13 protein-coding genes and 1 pseudogene are annotated in these 14,157 nt (G+C 68.4%); 6 read left to right on the top strand and 8 right to left on the bottom strand.

Going from position 1 to position 14,157, the window contains the following annotated elements; all coding sequences use genetic code 11:
* Positions 1 to 1,431 carry an ATP-binding protein gene (locus ABZV91_RS00360; protein WP_355233388.1) on the top strand — a complete coding sequence of 477 codons (1,431 nt, stop codon included), beginning with the start codon at positions 1 to 3 and terminating at the stop codon, positions 1,429 to 1,431.
* 60 nt (positions 1,432 to 1,491) lie between these two features.
* Here the strand turns inward: ABZV91_RS00360 and ABZV91_RS00355 are convergent, their stop codons facing one another.
* A complete protein-coding gene (locus tag ABZV91_RS00355; protein ID WP_355233386.1) occupies positions 1,492 to 2,637 on the bottom strand; it encodes an FAD-dependent oxidoreductase in 1,146 nt (381 codons plus the stop codon).
* A gap of 96 nt (positions 2,638 to 2,733) precedes the next feature.
* On the opposite strand from ABZV91_RS00355, the gene ABZV91_RS00350 reads away from it, so the two are divergent.
* Positions 2,734 to 3,306 (top strand): TetR family transcriptional regulator, encoded by a 573-nt coding sequence (locus ABZV91_RS00350; RefSeq protein WP_355233384.1) that lies wholly within the window; start codon positions 2,734 to 2,736, stop codon positions 3,304 to 3,306.
* A gap of 33 nt (positions 3,307 to 3,339) precedes the next feature.
* Here ABZV91_RS00350 and ABZV91_RS00345 read toward each other — a convergent pair whose 3' ends face one another.
* Positions 3,340 to 4,506: an alpha/beta hydrolase gene (locus ABZV91_RS00345; RefSeq protein ID WP_355233382.1), complete on the bottom strand. Its 1,167-nt coding sequence runs from the start codon at positions 4,504 to 4,506 to the stop codon at positions 3,340 to 3,342.
* Between the two features lie 73 nt (positions 4,507 to 4,579).
* Positions 4,580 to 5,245 (bottom strand): TetR/AcrR family transcriptional regulator, encoded by a 666-nt coding sequence (locus ABZV91_RS00340; RefSeq protein WP_355233380.1) that lies wholly within the window; start codon positions 5,243 to 5,245, stop codon positions 4,580 to 4,582.
* A 39-nt stretch (positions 5,246 to 5,284) separates the two neighbouring features.
* Between ABZV91_RS00340 and ABZV91_RS00335 the strand changes: the two genes are divergently transcribed.
* The gene (locus tag ABZV91_RS00335; RefSeq protein WP_355233379.1) at positions 5,285 to 6,775 is read left to right on the top strand and encodes an NAD(P)/FAD-dependent oxidoreductase; all 1,491 of its coding nucleotides are present in this window, start codon (positions 5,285 to 5,287) and stop codon (positions 6,773 to 6,775) included.
* A gap of 99 nt (positions 6,776 to 6,874) precedes the next feature.
* Here the strand turns inward: ABZV91_RS00335 and ABZV91_RS00330 are convergent, their stop codons facing one another.
* A complete protein-coding gene (locus ABZV91_RS00330; RefSeq protein ID WP_355233377.1) occupies positions 6,875 to 8,380 on the bottom strand; it encodes a hypothetical protein in 1,506 nt (501 codons plus the stop codon).
* Positions 8,381 to 8,968: 588 nt separating this feature from the next.
* Between ABZV91_RS00330 and ABZV91_RS00325 the strand changes: the two genes are divergently transcribed.
* Positions 8,969 to 10,135, top strand: coding sequence for a lipase family protein (locus ABZV91_RS00325; RefSeq protein ID WP_355233605.1), 1,167 nt, complete (start codon positions 8,969 to 8,971; stop codon positions 10,133 to 10,135).
* A gap of 93 nt (positions 10,136 to 10,228) precedes the next feature.
* Here ABZV91_RS00325 and ABZV91_RS00320 read toward each other — a convergent pair whose 3' ends face one another.
* The 3 genes from ABZV91_RS00320 to ABZV91_RS00310 all read right to left on the bottom strand — a co-directional run bounded on the left by ABZV91_RS00320 (position 10,229) and on the right by ABZV91_RS00310 (position 11,468).
* Positions 10,229 to 10,483 carry a hypothetical protein gene (locus tag ABZV91_RS00320; protein ID WP_355233375.1) on the bottom strand — a complete coding sequence of 85 codons (255 nt, stop codon included), beginning with the start codon at positions 10,481 to 10,483 and terminating at the stop codon, positions 10,229 to 10,231.
* A 9-nt stretch (positions 10,484 to 10,492) separates the two neighbouring features.
* The gene (locus tag ABZV91_RS00315; RefSeq protein WP_355233373.1) at positions 10,493 to 10,783 is read right to left on the bottom strand and encodes a hypothetical protein; all 291 of its coding nucleotides are present in this window, start codon (positions 10,781 to 10,783) and stop codon (positions 10,493 to 10,495) included.
* Positions 10,784 to 10,904: 121 nt separating this feature from the next.
* Entirely contained in the window at positions 10,905 to 11,468 is a 564-nt protein-coding gene (locus ABZV91_RS00310) for a gluconokinase (RefSeq protein ID WP_355233371.1), read from the bottom strand.
* Positions 11,469 to 12,201: 733 nt separating this feature from the next.
* Between ABZV91_RS00310 and ABZV91_RS00305 the strand changes: the two genes are divergently transcribed.
* Positions 12,202 to 12,798, top strand: coding sequence for a hypothetical protein (locus ABZV91_RS00305; protein ID WP_355233369.1), 597 nt, complete (start codon positions 12,202 to 12,204; stop codon positions 12,796 to 12,798).
* Between the two features lie 284 nt (positions 12,799 to 13,082).
* Here the strand turns inward: ABZV91_RS00305 and ABZV91_RS00300 are convergent.
* Positions 13,083 to 13,378, bottom strand: a pseudogene (locus tag ABZV91_RS00300) (DUF2000 domain-containing protein).
* Here ABZV91_RS00300 and ABZV91_RS00295 point away from each other — a divergent pair.
* Positions 13,274 to 13,999 carry an AraC family transcriptional regulator gene (locus ABZV91_RS00295; protein WP_355233367.1) on the top strand — a complete coding sequence of 242 codons (726 nt, stop codon included), beginning with the start codon at positions 13,274 to 13,276 and terminating at the stop codon, positions 13,997 to 13,999. The pseudogene ABZV91_RS00300 and the gene ABZV91_RS00295 overlap by 105 nt on opposite strands.
* Positions 14,000 to 14,157 lie beyond the last annotated feature (158 nt).

Here is a 14,157-nt window from a genome sequence, read left to right as displayed (position 1 = left end):
ATGAGCATCTGCGATCCCGCCGAACTGCGGTCGCTGTTCCTGTTCGAGAAACTCGACGATCGGCAGCTGGACTGGTTGTGCGCAGACGGCCGCATCGAAACCGTCGAACCGGGCCCGGTGTACCAGGAGGGCGATCCGGCAACCTGCTTCTATGTGCTCATAGACGGTGAGGTGCGGCTCACCAAACTGTCCGGCGGCCGGGAGATCGAGATGGTGCACACCGACCATCGCGGCTCCTACGCCGGAGCGTGGACCGCGTATCTGGGCGAACGGGCCGAGACCCACTACAGCACCTCGCTCCACGTGACGCGGACGTCGCGCTTCTATGTGCTGGACGCGCAGATCTTCTCCCGGATGATGCACAGCTGGTTCCCGATGGCGGTCCATCTGCTCGAAGGCGCGTTCTTCGGTAACCGCAATACCAATGCCCGCATCGCCCAGCGGGAGCGGCTGCTCGCCCTCGGCTCGCTGTCGGCGGGACTGACCCACGAGCTGAACAATCCGGCCGCGGCCGCTGTCCGGGCGACCTCGGGCCTGCGCGACCGGATCGCGGGGATGCGCCACAAACTCGCCATGATGGCACAGGGCAAATTCGATACCGCGGTTCTCGAGACCCTGGTCCGGCTGCAGGAGGAGGCGGCCGCACAGGTCGCCAAGGCGCCGGAACTGGCGCCACTCGAGGCGGCCGATCGGGAGGACCTGCTCGGCGAGTGGCTCGAGGACCACGGGATCCGCGACGGCTGGGAACTGGCGCCGAACTATGTCCAGGCCGGCTTCGATACGGACTGGCTCGAACGGGTGGCCGCGACTCTGGAGGGCTGTCCGCCCCAGGTACTCGAGGGTGCGTTCCGCTGGCTGAACTACACCATCGAAACCGAACTACTGATGAACGAGATCGCCGATTCCACCACCCGGATCTCGACCCTGGTGGACGCGGCCAAACAGTACTCCCAGATGGACCGGGCTCCGTTCCAGGTGGTGGACCTGCACGAACTCCTCGACAGCACACTGGTGATGCTCAGCCGCAAGATCGGTGACTCGGTCGAGGTGGTCAAGGACTACGACCGCACCCTGCCCCAGGTGCCCTGTTATGCCGCCGAACTCAACCAGGTATGGACGAACCTCATCGACAACGCGGTGTACGCGATGGCGGGCAGCGGGACGCTGACCCTGAGCACCCGGCTCGAGAACGACTGCGCGGTCGTGGTGGTCGCCGATACCGGGCCCGGTATCCCGGCCGAGGTGCAGAGCCGCGTCTTCGAACCGTTCTTCACCACCAAACCGGTCGGCGAAGGGACCGGACTCGGCCTCGATATCTCGTTCCGCATCGTCGTCGACAAGCACGGCGGGGACATCCGGGTCGATTCACGGCCCGGCGATACCCGTTTCACGGTGTGGCTTCCGCTCACCCGCGCCGCCGACGGCGCCTGATCCGGCTGCGCCGGTCCGCTGCCCGGGCAGCGGACCGGCGTCTTTTCCCGGGGTCAGGGGTCAGCGGCGGTCGAGGCCGGACAGCCGCCAGGCGAGCTTGTTCCGCACCACCGCCGTGCGGCCGGCCAGGCGCATGACCATGTTGCGGATCGGGCGCACCGCCGTGGGCATCGTCGCCAGGGTGGTGAGCCGTCCGGCGATCGCGACCACCGACTCGGTATTGCGGCGGCGGCCGGCGGCGTGCTCGTCGAGCAGCTCCGGCGACTCCCCGCGCAGTACCCGGGAGAGGGTCGTCGCGGCGGTGACCGCGTCTTCGATGCCCAGGTTCATTCCCTGCCCGCCGGCCGGTGAGTGCACATGGGCGGCATCGCCCGCCAGCAGGACGCGCCCGTCACGGAATCGGTCGGCGATACGGTGGTGCACGCGGAAACGCGAGCCCCACACCACCTCTTGGACCACCGCCGGCTGGGCCTTCGGGCCGCGCTCGTCGAGCAGGCGCTGCACGAAGGCGACGTCGGGTTCGTGCGGCGCCTCGTCCACGGTGGCCACGATCCGGTACATATCGTCGGGCAGCGGCGCCACGACCACCAGCCCGGCCGGGGAGAAGTACAGGATCACCTCGTCCTTCGGGACCCCACCGGAGACCCGGACATCGGCGAGGCTGAACGATTCGGCGTAGCTGCCGCCGGTGAATCCGATACCGGCCTGTTCACGGACCGTGCTGTGCAGCCCGTCGGCGCCGATCAGGTAGCGGGCGCGGAGTTGCTCCCCGTCGGCGAGTGTGGCCGTCACCAGGTCGGCGTCCTGGGTCACCGCGGTCACCTCGACGGGACGCCGCACCGGTACGCCGAGTTCGGTCAGCCGGCCCAGGATGAATTTCTCGGTATCGGCCTGCGAGATCATCAGCGTGTAGGGGTAGGCGCTGGGGAGCCCCCCGAAGGGGACGGCGATCAGGACCTGGTCGCGGTCCCTGATGGTGAAATCGGGGGTGTGCAGCCCGCGCCCGACCAACGGCCGCGTCACCCCGTAGGGCTCCAGCAGTTCGAGGGTGTGGGGGTGCACCACCGCCGCCCGGGAAGTGTTCGCACCTTCGGCCTGGCTGTCGACGATCACGACGTCGTGGCCGAGCTGGGTCAGTACGACGGCGGCGGTGAGACCGACCGGGCCCGCGCCGACGATGAGGACATCTGCGATTTCGGTGGCCATCGTTCTACCCGCTCTCCCGAGGTCAACACTTGTTGGCATTAAGGTTATGCCGGACCGTGCGAGCTTGTCAACAGTTGTTGGCCTACACTTGTTGGCATGAGAAGGACCTCGGAAGAGACGAAAGCGGTCATCCTCGCCGCCGCCCGCGAGCGCTTCGCGGCCGACGGGTACGACCGGGCGACGATCCGGGCGATCGCCGCCGACGCCGGAATCGACCCGGCCATGGTGATGCGGTACTACGGCAACAAGGAACGCCTGTTCGCCGCGGCGGCCGAATTCGACCTGGAACTGCCGAATATCGCAGAGGTACCCCGCGATCGGATCGGCCCCGCGCTGGTGGCCCACTTCCTGGATCGGTGGGAGCGCGACGAGACCCTGCTGATCCTGCTGCGAGCCGGGGTCACCAACCCGGCGGCCGCCGACCGCATGCGATCGATCTTCGCGACCCAGCTGGGGCCGGTGCTCGCGAAGGCCGGCGACGACCCCCGGGAGGCACCCCTGCGCGCCGGTCTGGCGGCGTCCCAGATCCTGGGTATGGCACTGTGCCGTTTCATCCTCGCGTTCCCGCCGGTGGCCGCCATGACCGGACCCGAGGTGATCGCCTGGCTGGGCCCGACGATCCAGCGCTATCTGACCGGACCGGTCCCGGAGACCGTCCCCGCCCGGTGATCACCGGCGCCGGGCCGGCACCGCGCTCCGGCCCTACCGGTGCCAGGCCGGCACCGCGCCGGCGACACTGCTGATCCGCGCCTGGTACCGCTCCACGAACGGCAGCACCTGCTGCGCGATCACCGTGTTGTATTCGGCGGGGCGCTGCCGGGGATTCGCGTGCCCGGTGCCCCGCGGTTTCACGACCAGCAGATTTCCGTCCACTCCCCCGACCTTGTCGATCAGGACCTGCTGAGTGCGCGCGACATCCACCACCCGGTCCCGGCTCCCGTCGTGCGGCCGGATGAAGACGATGGCCGGCCGCGGCTTGCCGTGTGCCGGCTTGGACACCGCGCGCAGATCGTCGGTCGCTCCACCGGCCACGATCGCCAGGAACTGGGCCTCGATCAAACCGTTGCTGGCGGCGTCGGCGTTGAATATCTTGTCCCGCAGCACCTGCCCCACCGCGGTCCGGAACTCGTCGAAGCGGATACCCGGGACGCCGGTGTGGTCGAGGAAACTCTCCCGGCGCGCGTAGGTCTCCACCGCGGTCCGCAGACCCCGGCTCTCCCGGGCACCGGGTAGCCAGCCCATCCAGCGCACCATATCCTCGCCCAGGCCGCGACTCTCCGGGCGGACCGCGTCGAGGTCCAGCGGTGTGCAGTCCAGCAGCACACCCACCAATCTGCGGTCGCTGCCGAGATGGATGTGCTCGGCGACCTCGAGTGCGATCACACCGCCCATACTGTGCCCGGTGAGCACGATATTGCGCACCCCCGCCATGGCCGCGGCGCGGATGATCAGGTCGGCAATCACCTCGGTGTCGATACCGCGGTTGTCGTAGCGGATCGCCCAGACCGCGCCCATCTCGCGCAATGCCGGCAGCGCGGCGGCCGTATCGCTGGCATTGAGATTGCCCAGTCCCACCAGATCCACGACGGCGGTATCGCGTGTGCCCGGGTCCGCCGGTCCGGCGATCGGTAACAGCGCGGGCTCGGTCAGCGCGAGGCGCACGCGCTCCGGCTCGACATCGTGCTCCCAGTACTGCGCGAACGCGACACCGACGATCATCAGCAGTGCGGCTACCCGAAACAACGCCAGCCTGGTGCGGCGCAACGTCTTCCATCCGTGACCCGGACGCGTCTCCCGCAATCTGGCCCGGCGACGTTCGTCACTCCAGTCCGCGACGGTGGACGGATGCCATTCGTCCAACGGCGACATGCCTCCACTGTATGTGCACCCGCGCCGGTGCTCCGGGCAGCGCCGCGGTGAGAATTACCGCACCGCCGGAGTTTCAGTCCCCGCGGACACCGTCGACCAGCAGTCGCCGGATCGCCCGGGTCAGCGCGGCGACGGCCGCCTCGTCCGGATCACGCAGCCCGTGCACCACCCCGGCGAGCAGCATCCCGGTCACCGCCCGGGCGGTGTTGATCGTATCGAGATCCGCGCGCAGATAGCCCAGTTCGACACCGTGGTCCAGATATCCGGCGGTCAGCGCGTCGGCGGTGTCGAGCAGCCCGTAGAGACGCGCGGTGAGTTCGTCGTCGATCCCGGTGGCGTGGAACAGCAGCAGCTGAGCCACACGCCGATCCTCGAGGAGGATACGGCCGAGCGCGACGCCGATCCGGTCGATCTGCTCCCGGTACTGGTCCAGCGTGGTCGCGGCGTCGGGTGCGTTGTCGGTCCCCAATGCGTCGATGATCCGGGCCGCCAGATCGTCGATCACATGGTCGATGATGTCGCGTTTGTTGCTGAAGTAGCGGTAGAAGGTGCCGTGGCCGATACCCAGCGTGGTGGCGATATCGGCGATCCCGGTCGCGTGGTAACCCCGCTCGGCGAAACAGACGAAGGCGGTATCGATGATCTCCTGGCGCAGCTCGGCCTTCCGGCGCTCCGCCCTTGTCGATGGCTTCGTCACGCCACCGATGATACTGTCATCACAAGCGGAATGATGTGTCATTCTGTGATGAATCGTTCAGCCAGGAGCAGGAGGTTCGGCGTGACGCCTCGATACGACGCCGTGGTGGTCGGCGCGGGGTTCGGTGGTATGGGGGCAGGAATCCAGCTCGACCGTCTCGGCCTGCACAATTACGTGATTCTCGAGCGGGAGTCCGATCTCGGTGGGACCTGGCACGTCAACCGGTACCCCGGCCTGGCGGTCGATATCGCCTCGGTGACCTACTCCTACTCCTTCGAACCGAACCCGAACTGGTCGCGCCTGTTCGCACCGGGCGAGGAGCTGAAGAAGTACGCCGAGCACGTCGCCGACAAATACGCTCTGCGCGAGCGGATGCGCTTCGACACCTCGGTCGACAGCGCCCGCTGGGACGCCGAGCACCAGTACTGGGTGGTCACCGTCGCCGGCGGCGAGACACTGACCGCGCGCTATCTGCTGACCGCGACCGGTTTCCTCTCCCAGCCCTATACGCCACCGTTTCCCGGTATCGACACCTTCGCCGGCAAGATCATCCACACCACGGCCTGGGACCACACCTACGACCTCACCGACCGCCGGGTCGCGATCGTCGGCACCGGCGCCACCAGCGTGCAGCTCGTCCCCGAGGTCGCGGCCCGGGCGCGCGAACTCACCGTGTTCCAGCGCACCCCGATCTGGGTGGTACCCAAGGTCGATATGCCGATCCCACCCGCGGTGCGGCGCCTGTTCGCCCGCGTCCCGATCACCCAGAAGGCCGCGCGGCTGGCGAATACCACCGCGCTGGAAGCGCTCATGGTGATCGGCGTACTGCACTACAAGCAGGCCAAACCCCTGAACAAAGCGGCGGCGCTGCTGGCCAGGGCGCATCTACGCGCTCAGGTCCACGACAAGCGGACACGCGAGCAGCTCACCCCCGACTACGATTTCGGCTGCAAACGACCGACCTTCTCCAACCGCTACTTCGCGACCTTCAACGAGCCGCACGTCCGGTTGGAGACCGGCGGTATCGACCGGCTCGAACCGGATGGGATCGTCACCGCCGCGGGCACGAAGACCGAGATCGACACCCTCGTGCTGGCGACCGGTTTCAACCTCTGGGACGTGAACTTCCCGGCCATCGAGATCATCGGTCGCGACGGAGTGGACCTCGGCAAATTCTGGCGGGACAACCGGTTCCAGGCCTACGAGGGAATCACGGTCCCGAAGTTCCCGAATTTCCTCAGCCTCAACAGCCCCTATTCCTACAGCGGTCTGTCCTACTTCACCACCATCGAGGCACAGATGAAACATATGGCCAGGCTCTTCGGGGAGCTGGCCCGCCGGGGCGAGACCACCTTCGAGGTCACCGAACGGGCCAATACCGAGTTCCTGGACCGCGTCACCGGCAAGCTCGGTTCGTCGGTGTTCTACGGCGGCGACTGCGCCACCGCGCGCAGCTACTACTTCAACCAGCACGGCGAGGCGGCACTGCTACGACCGACCAGTACGGTCAACGCCCACCGCGAGGCAGTGCGGTTCCCGTTGGACGACTACCTGTACGGCCGGGCCGGCTGACGCCGTCCACCCCCCGGGTGTCCGGCGGCACGGACGAGCAACATATCGTCCTCGACCGCCGGGACCGCTCCTGACCGGCCGCGCGCACGCCCTGGACGTTCACACCGTCAACCCGTGGCGTTCGTGATAGCGCTGCTCGAACTCTTCGACGAATGTCGTCGGGGCGATCGACGAGGACGAGTGCTCGAGCACGCCGTCGTCGGCGATGTAGAAGATCGCCCGGCCGATCGCGATCTCCCCGCGGGGTACCGGCACGTACACCATCCAGCCGCAGCTGAACCGGTCGGCCACCAGCTGGTCGAGCGGATAACCGGTGGTGTCCAGGCCCCGGCTCTCGATGTACCCGCGCACCCGGAAAACGGCCTCGTCGTCCGACATCTGCGGCGGCAGCGAGGCCACGACCCCCGCGAGACCGAGTTGGTACATGGCGCCGTCGATATCGAACTGCTCCTCGTCGAAGAGAGCGAGCAGGGTCTCGCGGGTCACCATCCCGATATCGGCGGCCGCGACCAGCGCCTCGGCGGCGGCGCGATGCTGTGCTGCCGGAGGCTGCGCCACCAGGCCGGCGAGAATGCCGGCCACCGTGTCGGCCGTCCACACTCCGGGCACCGCGGTCGCGCAGTCCTCCGCGGACGGCGATTCGCCCCGATACCAGCGCCCACCGTCCCACCAGTAGACGAATGACAGCAGGCCGGTGGCCGCGCGCGGGTTGAGTACCGGGTCGGCCACCCAGTCGGGCGCACCCGCGAAGAAACGCGGCATCGGGGCGCCGTCGTTGTACGCGGCGTCCAACGCGGGCGCCTCCCAGACCCCGCCGGAGAGCACCGCCCGTCCGCCCGGCAGGGAGTACAGCGTCGAACCACCGCGGCGAGAACTCTCGAACCACCCCATACCGGGCAGCACCCGCGGACCCCATTCGGAACCGGCGGCGACGAAGCCCGCGGAGATACACGCCCACCGAGCCCACATCTGCGGGAAGTCCGGGAACTCGTTCTCGGCCGGCGTCGGCCACACTTTCGCCGCGCGGTCCGCGCGCGCGTCCCGCGCGGCGTCCTGCGGTGTGCGCATCTGCCGCTCGGCGTGCCCGATATAGGCGGCCAGCCAGACCGGCAGCGAGTGCCGGGGGAATTCGTCCACGTCCGCACGGTAGGCATCGGGCTCGAAGAGCTGATCGTCCGGAAACGGCTCGGCGCCGAAGTCGTAATCGACCTCGAACTCCCCCTCGGCGCTCAGCCGCAGCAGCAGGCGCCACCACGGCTCCCCGTCCAGTTCGGCGACCAGTGCCCGGTGTTCGCGGACCTTGTCGAGGACCGGCGCGGCCGGCTCGGTGCGCAGCGCACGTTCCCGGGCGGAGTAGACCACCTCGGCGAAGGCCGTGGTAGTGGTGAGCGCGAAAACGGCGTCGAGCCGGAGCCACCCGCCGGGACCTTCGGCACCCAGTGCGGTGGCTATCTCCCACGCGAGAGCTCGATCACGGCCTTCGGCCCCGGCGGGATCGGCGTCTGCAGTGGACTCGCCGGGCTCGCCGCCGGGCGGCAGCCGGAAATCGATATCCGGTTTCTCGTCCCCGGCGCCCTCCGGGTTGCCCTTGGCCTGATCGCTCACTGCTTACTTCCGCCGGTCTTCCCGCTCCGCACCGTCCCGAACTACCGGAATTTTTTCACGACAACAGGAACTTTTCCTCCCAACAACGGGAAGAGCGGTCGATATCGGAGCGTGCCGTAACCCGCTTCGCCCTGACACTCACCCGCGCTCCCGACCACCGCTCACCTGCCGATCTCCGAGCGGTTGCCGAGTTCGGTCATATCACATGCTCCGGGCACGAACATGGCGAATCACGAGACCGGCCGCTGTGACGGCTCCAGCGGTACCGGGATTTCCTTATGAGTTCGCGCAGAATCCCTTGTCCCCCTTGCCCAAGATCACACTTTTCGCCCGCGCACGTCGTATCGTTGCTCGTCGAGCCGAACTCGGATGCGGTCACAAGCCGGAGCAGACGTTCGTTCGAGCGACGGATCCGGTCACGCGGATCGTCGCCGCGGTACACCTGTACAACAGCGACCGGAGTCGTTCGCTGCACCCACCGCGCACCCTCCTCACGGTGCGGGCCGTCGCGGCATCACGAATGCCGGGCCCCACCGGTCGATTCCTGCTGTCCGAAAGAAGAACGTGTCCAGAGTTTCCACCCGTATCCTGGTCCTGCTGTTGACCCTCGTCTCGGTCGGGATTCTCGGCGGCGGCGCCGCCACCGCCGAACCGCTGTACCCGCAACCGGATCCGGACCCCTTCTACACCGCACCGCCCGACCTCGCCGAACTGCAGCCGGGCGAGGTGGTCCGCACCCGCAAGATCGACACCGGTCTGTACGTGGGCACCGAAGGCTGGCAGGTAGCCTTCCGGTCCACCAACTCCCTCGGTAACCCGATCATGGGAATGACCACGGTGCTGCTCCCCGCCGGCGTGAAGAACCCGCCGCTGGTCTCCTATCAGGCCCTGATCAATTCGCTCGGTACCCGATGCAACCCGTCCCGGTCGCTGTTCAACGGTGAACTACAGGACGCGGTCGGCGCGATGCTACCGATCGGGCGCGGGTGGGCCATCTCGGTACCCGACTATCTCGGCCCGAATGTCGCCTACGCCGCCGGTCGGCTCAGCGGCATGGTCACCCTCGACAGCGTCCGCGCCGTTCAGCGTGTCGCCGAACTGGGCCTCGCGGAATCTCCCGTCGCCCTGGCCGGGTACTCCGGCGGTGGGCTGGCCACCGGTTGGGCCGCGGCCCTGCACCCGTCCTACGCACCCGAGTTGAAGATCGCGGCCGTCGCCGCGGGCGGTATTCCCGCCGATCTGGAGCAGATGGCGCTGGGCCTCGGCTTCGCACCGCACCCGGGTTTCGGCCTGGCCTTCGCCGCGGCGATGGGCCTCGAACGCGAGTACCCGGACCGCCTGCCGATTTCCGACCAGCTCAACGAGAACGGGCTGTGGTTCCGGGAGTTCACCCATGACGCCTGCCGCCGATTCCTGCTGTTCCACGGCGCTTTCCGCAGTGCTGAGCAGATGGCCGCGTCCAAGAGCCTGATGGACAGCCCCGAAGCGCACCAGGTCCTGCGGGAGAACAGCCTGCGCTACTTCGACGGGGTGCCGACCGCGCCGACCTATCTGTGGCACGGCCGTTACGACGAGCTCACCCCCTACGACGGGGTGGCCGAGTTCGCCGACCGCTACTGCCGCGCGGGCGCGCCGGTGAAACTCACCACCTACGATATCGCCGAACATATGACCGCCGCCGCGGCGGGTTTCGCCGACGCCTGGAACTTCGTGGAGGCCAGGTTCCGCGGTGAGCCGATGGCCAAGGGCTGCTGAAGCGGGCCGACCGGTGCGGTGCGGCCCGGCCCGGTGAGATCGCCGGACCGGGCCGCACCGGTTCCCGGACGGGGACGGTGCGGTACCGCCGGTTCAGCCGTCGGCCGCGCGTTCCACCAGCCGGGGATGGTCGGGGTGATCGGCGATCGAATACTGCGTCGCAAGCCGGCGTAGCCCGGCCAGGTCGGTCGGATCGGACATCACCTCGGTGTCGAGATCGAGGATGAAGTGCCCGGGCCGGACAAACCGCGCCGAGCGGCCGAGATCGCCGTCGGGGTGCGCGACGGTGACGACTCCCGAGACCGCGGTGATCCGGCCGTCCTGGTCGTATTCGATCTGCACGCGCACGGATCCCCCTCAGACGAGTATCGGACTGGACCAGGCTATGTAGAAGTAGTAGTAGACCGGTTCTCCCGCGCCGCTGTGGTGTATGTCGAAATGGGTTTCGTCGTGCCCGCCGCGATAGTGCGTGATGTTGCGGACCTCGATCTCGGCGCCGCTGTCGCAATAGGCGGTGAAGAGGTACAGCCTGTTCTCCCGGCCCCACTCGCCGCCCGCCGTCCACCAGTGGTCGGTTTCCCCCGGCGCCAGTGGACCACCGAAATTACAGAACGAACCGAGCCAGTTCAGTGGCACAACCTGGACCATCAGGCCTCCCTGGAAAGATCGGCGAAGATGTCGTCAGATCACCCGGGCGGTATTTCGAGGGTCGAACCGGTCCGTGTCATTATCACCCACCCGGGCGGCGACTGTCACGGGTGAGCGCAGTTCAACGATCGCGACGACGCTCCGCGGCGAATTCGCGCAGCGACCGCATCGCCACATCCGCCGCGTGCCCGGCGTTACGGCTGCCGTGCAGCGCGACGCCCCGCTCTCCCGGTTGCAGGGGTTCCAGGGCGGCGAGCTGGGAATCCAGCAGCGCGGCCGGCATGAAATGTCCGGTCCGGCCCGTCAGCCGTGCCAGGAGTTCCTCGCGGTCAGCGGTCAGGAGCAGAAAATAGGTACCGGGCGCCCCGGTCCTCAGCTGGTCGCGATAGCGGCGTTTGAGCGCGGAACAGGCCATCACACCGCCGGTCCCCTCGGCGTCGCGTGCTCGCAGCCAGTCGCCGACCGCGCCGAGCCACGGCTCTCGGTCGCTGTCGTCGAGCGGGATCCCCGACGCCATCTTGTCGATATTGGCCCGGGGGTGGAGATCGTCGGCGTCGGCGAAGGGTACGCCGAGTCGCCGGGCCAGCAGCCGGGCCGTCGTGGTCTTGCCGGTCCCCGATACGCCCATCACCACGACGCAGGGGAGGTGGGGCAGGGGGCGTTGCGTCGAGTCCACGACCGTCATCGATTCCTCTCGATCCCGGGCACGGTGCGGCGAGCACCGCGAGCGGCCGGTGCGGCGTCCCGCGGCGGGTGTTCGGGCCGGGCAGGCGGGCATCGCCGGGCGAGCATCGAACTCTGCATTGTCCGCCCTCCTGCGTGCACGGATGATCGGTAGGGCATGCCGACGGATATCGATGTCAACCTAACAGCAGGTTCAGGGGCCGTGCGAACTGCCGACGGGACGGCGGGCCGCAGCCGGGCTCGATGGTCCCTGGTGACCCGCGCCCGCGAGCACGCGGCCGGCGGTCCGGTTCGGTCCGGGTGACACTCGTCTCCGTGGAGGTCGGCCACGACGATGGATCCGGTCTCCGGTGTCGGGCGGGTCGCAGCAGCGGATCCGGGTTCCCCGAGCGCGGCCGGCCGGTCGCATTCGGCCTCGAGCGGGGGGTACCCCCGTCCCTCTCGAGCCCCGGCCGCCCGGAGACCCCGAGAGACGCGGTTCTCGGCAGGCCTCGGCAGGCAGAACACCCCCCGGGGGAAGCGGGCCGACTCTTCGAGCGGTGGGGCCGATCACTTCGCCGGTCTTCCGGTCGATCGGTTTCGTGGCCTGAATTCGTTGGCGCGAAACACCTTCCGAGTTCTCGGGCGGAATCCTTCCGCGAATGGCACTTTCGCCGGAAGCACCCGATGCGGACAGAACAGCCGCGCAATGGTTCAATTCCCGGCGTACGACCCGGAGCGCAGGAGGAAATCGAATGGCAGTGCGTTACTCGAAAAGAGAACAGACCAAACTCGTCAACCGAGTGAAAAAACTCCTCGCCCAGGGTAAATCGCTCAACGCGGCGTGCACCCAGGTCTCCGAGCGCGAAGGCGGGCTGCCCGCCACGAATACACTCGCCAATTGGGTCCGCGCGGCGGGACTTTCCGAAAGCACCGATACCGCACCCGTCGTGGACACCCCCGCGCCCGCGAAACCCCGGCGCCGCCGCCGTGTCACCGGCAAGGTGACCGCGACACCGGCCGTCGCCACCGAGACCGAGACCGCGGAAACCACCCCGGAATCGGCGGAAACCACTCCGGAATCGGCGGAGACCACCGCCGACGCCGTAGTGGCCCAGCATGCCGCACCCGCACCGGAAACCACCGCCGAAACCATCCGACCGGCGCCGGAGACCACCGCGGAACCCACGGCCGAAATCGTCCGGGTACGCCCGGCGGATACCACCGTGGACTCCGCGCACGAACTCGACGATCTGCTCGACGAGAATCACCGGCTGCGTACCGCGTTGAACGAGGCCAACCGTGAGATCCGGGCTATGCGCGACCTTCTCGTCGTCTACGCGAGCCGGTAGCTCGCCGGTTCGCGAAACTGTCGCAGTGCCCGCCGCCACGGAGGAATACGGTGGCGCCCGGTGCACGGGCCAGCGGGATACGGGCGTGATTCCGCTGGTACCCCGCCGGTGTGCCGCGGCCCCGGAACGCGGACGATCATATTTCGCTGACGATGCCGATGCGGCCCGGACGGCAGGTCTCGACATGGTTCCCGTTACCCCGACGCGGTGAGCCGGGCGGCGCGATCGCGCCGCACACCGTGCTCGCCGCACTACACGGCGGGTGAGGCCGGGACGGCCGGATCTCATGGGTGCATCCGGGCCCCCTTCACGACCTTGTCGACGAGTTTGCGGTCCGCGTGCAATGCCAGGCCGACCAGATCGAGGTCGGCGCGGGCGACAGCGCCGACCGCGGCCCGGTTGTCGCGATCGTTGCCGGTGGCGAAGAGGTCGCGGTGAATATCGAGAGGGCGAGTCCACGGTCGAGTGCCCGTGCGTGCGCGGTGCGCAGGACCTCCTCGGTACCGGCGAACACGAGAACCGGCTGACCGAACATCGGCAGGTACCCGGTGCCGTCCGCGTCGGTGTAGGGCGCGCCGATGAGGTCCGGATTCGCGGCGGCGATTCCGGCGCGATCAGCTACGAGTTGAACGGCCGGGAGCACGGATCGGTCGAGCACTGGGTGACGCTGCTGCCACCGCATGTGCCGCACGACGGCCGTGCCGCCGGGGAAGCGGGTTTCCGCAAACGCGTGCTCTATATCGAGGACACGCGGCTCTCGGGTATCGGCCGGGCGGTCGATACGCCGAGCACCAGGGACCCGATCCTGCGGGACCGGATCCACCGGCTGCACGAGACGCTGCGGTATCCCGGTGACGAGCTGGAAGCCGAGAGCCGTCTGACCTTCGTCCTCGAACGCCTGCAGAACAGACTGTGCCGCCGGCCCTCCGCGCCGCGGCCGCACCGCGACCCCGCACTGGCCCGCGAGCTGCGGATGCTGCTCGATGAACACTCGGTCGCCGGGATCACCCTGGCGCAGGCCGGCACGATTCTCTACGCCGATCCCGCGCATCTGGTCCGCGCGTTCTCCCGCGAGTTCGGCATCGCACCGCATCGGTACCTGATCGGCCGCCGGATAGATCTGGCCCGCCGCCTGTTGCTCGCGGGCCGCCGTCCGGCCGAGGTGGCGGTCGCGGCCGGATCCACGATCAATCCCACCTGAACCGGCATTTCAAGCGAATGCTCGGCGCGACACCGAAACAGTTCGCCTCCTCGCGCCCCGCCGGGGCACCACACCGATAGTCCGGAGGCGGTGGGCGGACCCGCGATCGGTCCGTCCGCTTCCGAGCCATGCGCCCGCTGCGCGGCAGCGGCCGCGGC

Origin of the sequence: Nocardia sp. NPDC004568, from assembly GCF_040609955.1 — a bacterium.
GTDB lineage: Bacteria > Actinomycetota > Actinomycetes > Mycobacteriales > Mycobacteriaceae > Nocardia.
The sequence above is the reverse complement of the archived record's forward strand: the minus strand, read 5'-3'. Positions and strand labels throughout refer to the sequence as shown.

Coding starts and splice junctions, on each gene's coding strand:
- ABZV91_RS00345 (WP_355233382.1), bottom strand. CDS start 4,506: ATGTCGCCGTTGGACGAATGGCATCCGTCCACCGTCGCGGACTGGAGT.
- ABZV91_RS00355 (WP_355233386.1), bottom strand. CDS start 2,637: ATGGCCACCGAAATCGCAGATGTCCTCATCGTCGGCGCGGGCCCGGTC.
- ABZV91_RS00350 (WP_355233384.1), top strand. CDS start 2,734: ATGAGAAGGACCTCGGAAGAGACGAAAGCGGTCATCCTCGCCGCCGCC.
- ABZV91_RS00310 (WP_355233371.1), bottom strand. CDS start 11,468: ATGACGGTCGTGGACTCGACGCAACGCCCCCTGCCCCACCTCCCCTGC.
- ABZV91_RS00305 (WP_355233369.1), top strand. CDS start 12,202: ATGGCAGTGCGTTACTCGAAAAGAGAACAGACCAAACTCGTCAACCGA.
- ABZV91_RS00360 (WP_355233388.1), top strand. CDS start 1: ATGAGCATCTGCGATCCCGCCGAACTGCGGTCGCTGTTCCTGTTCGAG.
- ABZV91_RS00340 (WP_355233380.1), bottom strand. CDS start 5,245: ATGACACATCATTCCGCTTGTGATGACAGTATCATCGGTGGCGTGACG.
- ABZV91_RS00315 (WP_355233373.1), bottom strand. CDS start 10,783: ATGGTCCAGGTTGTGCCACTGAACTGGCTCGGTTCGTTCTGTAATTTC.